The organism is Butyrivibrio sp. (assembly GCF_015056685.1).
In the GTDB taxonomy this organism is placed as follows: Bacteria; Bacillota; Clostridia; order Lachnospirales; family Lachnospiraceae; genus Butyrivibrio.
Genome location: NZ_SVFW01000085.1, coordinates 1 through 6,799, shown reverse-complemented (window position 1 = coordinate 6,799; position 6,799 = coordinate 1). Strand labels below are relative to the sequence as shown.

General features: G+C 40.1%; 5 protein-coding genes. 4 read left to right on the top strand and 1 reads right to left on the bottom strand.

From position 1 onward, the window contains the following. The coding region (locus E7303_RS17730; RefSeq protein WP_292146792.1) for a LacI family DNA-binding transcriptional regulator at positions 1-626 on the bottom strand (626 nt) is incomplete at its 3' end. 229 nt (positions 627-855) lie between these two features. On the opposite strand from E7303_RS17730, the gene E7303_RS17725 reads away from it, so the two are divergent. The 4 genes from E7303_RS17725 to E7303_RS17710 form a co-directional block, all read left to right on the top strand. After that, positions 856-1,794, top strand: a complete 939-nt coding sequence (locus E7303_RS17725; protein ID WP_292146791.1) for an ABC transporter permease — start codon at positions 856-858, stop codon at positions 1,792-1,794. Between the two features lie 11 nt (positions 1,795-1,805). Continuing rightward, the gene (locus E7303_RS17720) at positions 1,806-2,723 is read left to right on the top strand and encodes a carbohydrate ABC transporter permease (protein ID WP_292146790.1); all 918 of its coding nucleotides are present in this window, start codon (positions 1,806-1,808) and stop codon (positions 2,721-2,723) included. Between the two features lie 11 nt (positions 2,724-2,734). Next, positions 2,735-4,399: a DUF3502 domain-containing protein gene (locus E7303_RS17715; protein WP_292146789.1), complete on the top strand. Its 1,665-nt coding sequence runs from the start codon at positions 2,735-2,737 to the stop codon at positions 4,397-4,399. A gap of 73 nt (positions 4,400-4,472) precedes the next feature. Then, a partial coding sequence (locus E7303_RS17710) for a glycoside hydrolase family 2 TIM barrel-domain containing protein (protein WP_292146788.1) occupies positions 4,473-6,799 on the top strand: 2,327 nt, incomplete at its 3' end.

Below are 6,799 nucleotides of genomic sequence, written 5' to 3'. Positions count from 1 at the left end.
GATATGCCCATAAGGACACCTTCCAATCTCTTGGCATTGACGTTGTAATTCATGCTTCCGCCAATATATGCAATATTCCTGCATCCGCTGTTAACCAGTGATGAAGAAAGTTCACGGCATGCTAGTGCAGTGTTTGTATCAACCATTAACGCATCTTTTACACCAGATCCCACAACTACTATGGGAATATGGTTCTTTTTGAGATATGAAAAGCTCTTTTCATGGGCTATAGCTCTGGTAAATATGACACCATCTAGCTTTCTTTTCTCTACAGCTGGCATTAACGCCCCATATTCATTGGTATTACAAAGTATCAGTAATGTTTCATAACCATGATCTGCCAGTGCGCTGGTTGCACCAAGAAGGCATAAATGAAAAAACTCTGATTCGTAGAGTAGATCTTTTGACAGAACTATAGCAATGTTCCCGCTTCTTGAAGATGAGGTTTTTTTTGCCTGTTGCCTATTCTGAGAAGGAGAGCGGTAATCCACTTCTTCAGCGTATGCAAGGACCTTTTGACGCGTTTTACTTGAAATGCGTCCGGTTCCTGAAAGAGCTCTGGATACGGTGGTTGGTGACATATTTAGTTCTTTTGCTATCTCATTTAATCTGATTTTCTTTCCCATAATAAATAATTATATGTGTAAAATTAATAATTATCAATAGAATTTGCGCAAAAAATAAAAAATTGCGCTATTTAAGCGCAATTTTGCGCAAACAAAAATAAATTTTGTCTAAAATATCTTAATAATTTTTTTATATTTGAGAGTAATGCGAATAGTTGTATTTGTATGCTTTTCCTATACTATTATTAAAACGATATGTCTTTTTGTGTAAAACGTACAGGGAGAAGGTATGGGAAAAGAAAACAAAAAAACAAAAACACCTTTTATGAAGATCATAAAAAGGCATTGGCTTTTGCTTTTGATGCTCCTGCCAAGCCTTTTATATGTGATAATTTTCAGCTATGTTCCAATGACGGGAATTATTCTAGCATTCAAAAGATATCAATATAATGGGGGAATCTATTTTTCACCTTGGAATGGTCTTAATAATTTCAAAGCTCTCTTGATTTCCGGAAAGCTTGGAATGGTTACAAGAAATACGCTTTTATATAATATAGCATTTATCTTTTTTGGCGTTGTCTTTGAAATGGGAAGCGCAATTCTTCTCAATGAATTGTTTTCAAAGGTCTTTAAAAAAGTAACTCAGTCACTGATGTTTTTACCCTATTTCATCAGCTGGGTTGTAGCCGGAGCCATAATGTATAACATTTTCAACTATGAAAAAGGCGTATTTAACCATGTGGTTACCATGCTTGGCGGAACAGCCTTTGACTTGTACAATACGCCGGTTGCCTGGCCAGTAGTTATCATCTTTTTAAGAATATGGAAACAGACCGGATATGGTTCAGTTGTATATCTTGCTGCTATAACAGGTCTTGATCAGGAGATGTTCGAAGCGGCTTCCATTGACGGTGCAAGTGCATGGCAGAAGATCAGGTACCTGACAATTCCTTCGCTGAAGCCTACAATGATGATTCTGGTTCTTCTTGGAATCGGAAATATCTTCAGAGGTGATTTCGGATTGTTCTATCAGACGGTTCGTTCAAGTGCATTATTACAGCCCACCACAGATGTAATTGATACTTACGTTTTCAGACTCCTTATTGACAACGGAGACATTGGAGTCTCAGCTGCAGCAAGTTTGTATCAGTCGGTTCTATGCTTTGTAACAATCATGATATCTAATGCTTTGGTTAAAAGAGCTAACCCTGATTATGCACTTTATTGATGGAGGAGAAAATGGCTAAAGAAGTAGTTATGAGTAGAAAACGCCCAATGAGTAAAGATGAAATCGCAGTCAATCTTGTTGGCGTTGTGCTCATTGGATTATTTGCATTGATTTGTGTTGTACCATTTTATCTGATCATCATTGCATCTTTTACCTCGGAAAGCTCGTTGATAAAGAATGGATATCCGCTTTTGCCTTCGATTACAAACTTTAGTCTCGAGAGTTATCAGCTTAGCTTGAAAAACCCGGTGGCTATTCTTAAGGCCTATGGAACAACCATTGGAGTTACAGTGGTTGGAACGTTTTTTGCGGTTCTGCTTGCTACAATGACGGGTTATGTACTTTCCAGGAAGGATTTCCCTTGGAGAAATAAGTTTGCATTCTTTTATTTCTTCACAACTTTGTTTAATGGTGGTTTGGTTCCCTGGTATCTTCTCTGTGTAAGATATCTGAATTTTAAGAATCATTTTACTGGCCTGATACTTCCGCTAATGTTTTCGGTATGGAACATGATCATAGCAAAGTCCTTTATGTCGGGAGTCCCAATGGAGATTACTGAATCCGCAAAGATTGATGGGGCTAATGATCTTGTTATATTTACAAAACTGATCATCCCGTTATCTAAGCCGCTTATTGCAACACTGTCGCTGTTTTCGGCACTGGCTTACTGGAATGACTGGTATAACTGTATGCTTTACATAACTGATGAGAATATGTTTACTCTCCAGTATTATCTCCAGAGGATTCTTGGAAGCGCAGAGGCTATGAGGATAGTAGCAGAAAAATCAGGAATTGCCCTTCCGTCTATACCGATTGAAAGTATGAAGATGGCTATGACAGTTATTGCTACAGGACCAATCGTGTTACTTTACCCCTTTGTTCAAAGGTACTTCGTAAAGGGGTTAACAATAGGAGCAGTAAAAGGATAAAGGAGGAAATCATGAAAAAGAAAGTATTATCAATCTTAATGGCGCTTACTATGGCGGTCGGTATAATGGCAGGCTGCGGTAGTGAGGCTACACCAACAACTACTGAGAGCACAGGCAAAGATGCTCAGACAACTGAAGCTGCCGGACAGGCTGCAGGAACAGAAACTGCTGCAGCTACAAGCGATGCACTTGCAGGACTTCCTGATGCGATTGGAGAGGACGTAATTGCTGCAACACCGGAGATGTATTCATCAATAGATCTTAGCAGTCCTTACACAGTTCAGATGTATCTTATTGGTGATACACCAAATGACTGGGACGAGGTTCTGGGTCTTATCAACGATTACCTGAAGCCTTTTAACACAGACATCAATGTGACATTCCTTAGCTGGAGTGACTATGCAACGATGTATTCTCTGGTTCTTCAGGGCGGTGATGCAGATCTTATCTTTACAGCGCCATGGTGTTACATGTACACAGAAGCAGCAAAAGGATCATTCTTCACGCTTGATTCTGACTTTATTGCAAACAACATGCCTCTTACAAGTAAGTATCAGGCTGCTGAGAGCTGGGATGAGACAACTCTTTCAGGTAAGACTATAGCTGTTCCTTCCAATACAGCACAACCTATGGGCAAGATTGTTGCCATCAGACAGGATATCGCTGATAAGTATGACATAAAAGAGCTTTCAAGCTGGGAAGACTACAAGAACTTCTCATTGACGATTGCAGAAAAAGAAACTCCTGAAAGTGGTATATATGCACTTGCAGCAGCAGGTGATAACAATGAACTTTGGGATGTTTACCGAGAGCAATATGATACATTTCTTGCTCTTGATTCTGACTGGTTCGATATGATCTATGAGTATAAGGAAGGACAACTTCCCACAAGAGATGATATCAAGCTCGCTTATGAGTATGAACCATTTAGAGAGTATGCAAAAGATATGAAGGCAATGGCCGATGCAGGCTGCTGGAGCAGATCAGCTCTTACAAATACAGTAACAGACGATGATGCTTTTGGAGCTCTTCAAGGTGCATCAATTGCCTGGAACGCATCAGTATTTACCTACATGAGACAGGCTGAGCAGACAGACGGCGTTACATGCGCAGCTTATGATATTACAAATCCTCACCTTGTTGGATGCGAAGCATATTCAAACAATGATATGGCTATTACTGCAAGCTCTCAAAAGCCTGAAAGAGCAGCTATGGTGCTTGATATCATGAAGATGGACACATACGTTAATCATCTTATTCTTCTCGGAGAAGAGGGCAAGCACTATTCAATCAATGATAATAACGAGTATACAAGAATTGATGGTGCAGTTGAGAACTATCCTCCAATGACAGTTTCCGCATCCTGGGCGATCAAGAACGGTGAGCTTTCAGAGGCAGGCGGAGATGAAAGAGAAAAGGCTATTTCAGATAGCTGGGAAGAGAGAGTTATAAGCAATCCTACAATTACCTTTGTATTTGATGATACAAATGTAGTTAATGAGAAGGCTGCAATAAACACAGTACTTAGCTCATATGTACCAATGCTTGAGCTGGGTCTTGTTGATGATGTGGATGCTACAATTGATAAGATGATAGAAGAGTGCTATGCAGCAGGTCTTCAGACTGTTCTTGATGAATTCTATAATCAGTATGATGCTTGGCTTGCTACCAGATAATGGTACTAATTATAAATGATAGGGGAGCAGGAAACTGTTCCCCTTATTTTTTTAGAGTGATGAGGAAGTAAAGATGCTTTTAAAAGACACTATAAAAATCAATGAAGATTGGAAGTTTAATCTGGGCGATTGCAAAGACTATTTATACACCGGTGCAGATTTCGATGACAAGGACTGGGAAAAAGTTAATCTCCCCCATGACTGGGATACTTTTTTTGCCCCGGACAAACGAAACAAAACCGGTGCCGGCGGAGGCTATGCAAAAGCCGGAATTGGTTGGTACAGAAAAAAAATCAGTGTTACAAGGAGAGATTTAAAAAAGAGGCACGAGCTTGTTTTTGAAGGCGTGTACATGGAGAGCGAGATATTTGTCAATGGAATACCGGTCGGTAAAAGAGTTTATGGCTATTCTACATTCGTTGTGGATATTACAGATGCTCTGGCAGAAGGAGAAAATGTTGTTGCTGTAAAAGTAAATAACAACAAGCAGCCTAACAGCCGATGGTACACAGGCTCAGGAATATACAGAGATGTCCTCTATAGAAAAAAAGATGTTGTGAGTCTTGACTACTTTGGTGTTAAGGCTGATACAAGCGGAGTATATAGGGACAATCAAAGCGCAACAATTGATGTGCGGGCGCTTGTAAATAATTATGGCGAAGAAGATACCAATATCCTTGTAAAATGGATTCTTAAGGATAAAAGAGGTAAAGAGATATCCGTCGCAGGAGCAACGCTCTGTGTAAGCTCTTTTGACTCATCTGAAGCCTGCAGTAGGATTTATGTGGATAAGCCTTCTTTGTGGTCAGACCGGACACCTTATCTTTATAAACTAGTGACCCTGATGTATCGGGGAAATACTAAAATTGATGAAAGAGTTGAAAGCTTTGGAATCAGAACTGCAGAGTTTACACCGGATGACGGCTTTTTGCTTAATGGGGTAAGGGTTAAGATAAAAGGTGTTTGCCTGCATCATGACTCGGGCATGTTTGGAGCGGCATTTCATAAGGAAGTATGGAAATACAGGTTAAAGCTATTAAAAGAAATGGGCGTTAATGGGATCAGATGCTCACATAATCCCCCGGCACCTGCTTTGCTTGATCTTTGCGACGAGATGGGCTTTTTAGTCATGGATGAAATCTATGATGAATGGACACTTGGAAAGAATAAGAGCGAGAATTATTTTTCTGATCAACCCTCTTATGGTTTTAGTCAGTTCTTTTACCGGGATGCGGAGCGGGAGCTTCGTACGATGCTAAGGCGCGATTATAATCATCCATCAGTAATTCTGTGGAGCATAGGTAACGAAATCCCTGAACAGGCTTATTCGGATGGTGCCAAGATTGTAAAGTTCCTATCAGATATTGTTCACGAAGAGGATAGCTTAAGGCTCGTTACAAGCGCTTGTGACAATATCGAATCTCTTCCTGAGATAGCAACAAGACGGGATTTCCTGGATGGACTGGAAGTAGTTGGCTACAACTATGTGGGAAGATGGCGTGAAAGAGCGGAAACCTTCTATGAAGAGGATAAACTGGCCAATCCGGACAGGATAATGATTGGCACAGAAAATCCGTCGGTTTGTAGCGACAGAGGTGATTACAGTACTGATAATAAATATAACATTAGTTATGTTACTGCTGCACTTACTCATGAAACTCTCTGGCGATTTACTGCCAGCAGGAATTATGTTGCAGGAGACTTTATCTGGACTGGAATTGACTATCTCGGAGAGGCTCACTGGCCAAGACGTGGAGCTAATTTTGGAGCAATAGATACCGCTAATTTCAGAAAGGATACTTTCTATTACTTTAAATCAATTTGGAATAAGGCTGAGGTTACACTTCATCTTTTACCACATTGGAATTTTGAGGGTGATGAAGGACAGTTCAAGCAGGTTCTGTGCTATACAAATTGTGAGAGGGTTAAGCTTTTCATTAATGACAAACTTGTCGGAGAAAAGGCCAGGGCAGCGTGCCCAAGATTTGGAGCTACTAAGAGTTGGGATGAAGAGGCAAGGCGTTTCCATCCTACAACAGGAGATCTTCATCTATCTTGGGATGTTCCCTATGAAAAGGGAACATTAAGAGCTGAAGGGTATATCGGAAATAAACTGGTTAAAACTGCGATTGTTCAAACCACTAAAGATGCTGACAGACTTTGTGCAGAAGTAAAACGGCTTGGAGATTTCTTTTTTATCGAGGTATCTGCCTGCGATACAGTCTATAAAGTAGTTCCGACTTTTAATGGCCTTATTTATGTAAAAACGGATGCAAATGCCTATCTTATCGGTATGGATGCCGGAAATATGTCAGATCTTACCTCGTATAAATCAGACAAAAGAGCTATGCTGGGCGGTAAGATATTGGTTGTCGTAAAAAAGAAAGATATGAAGGATAT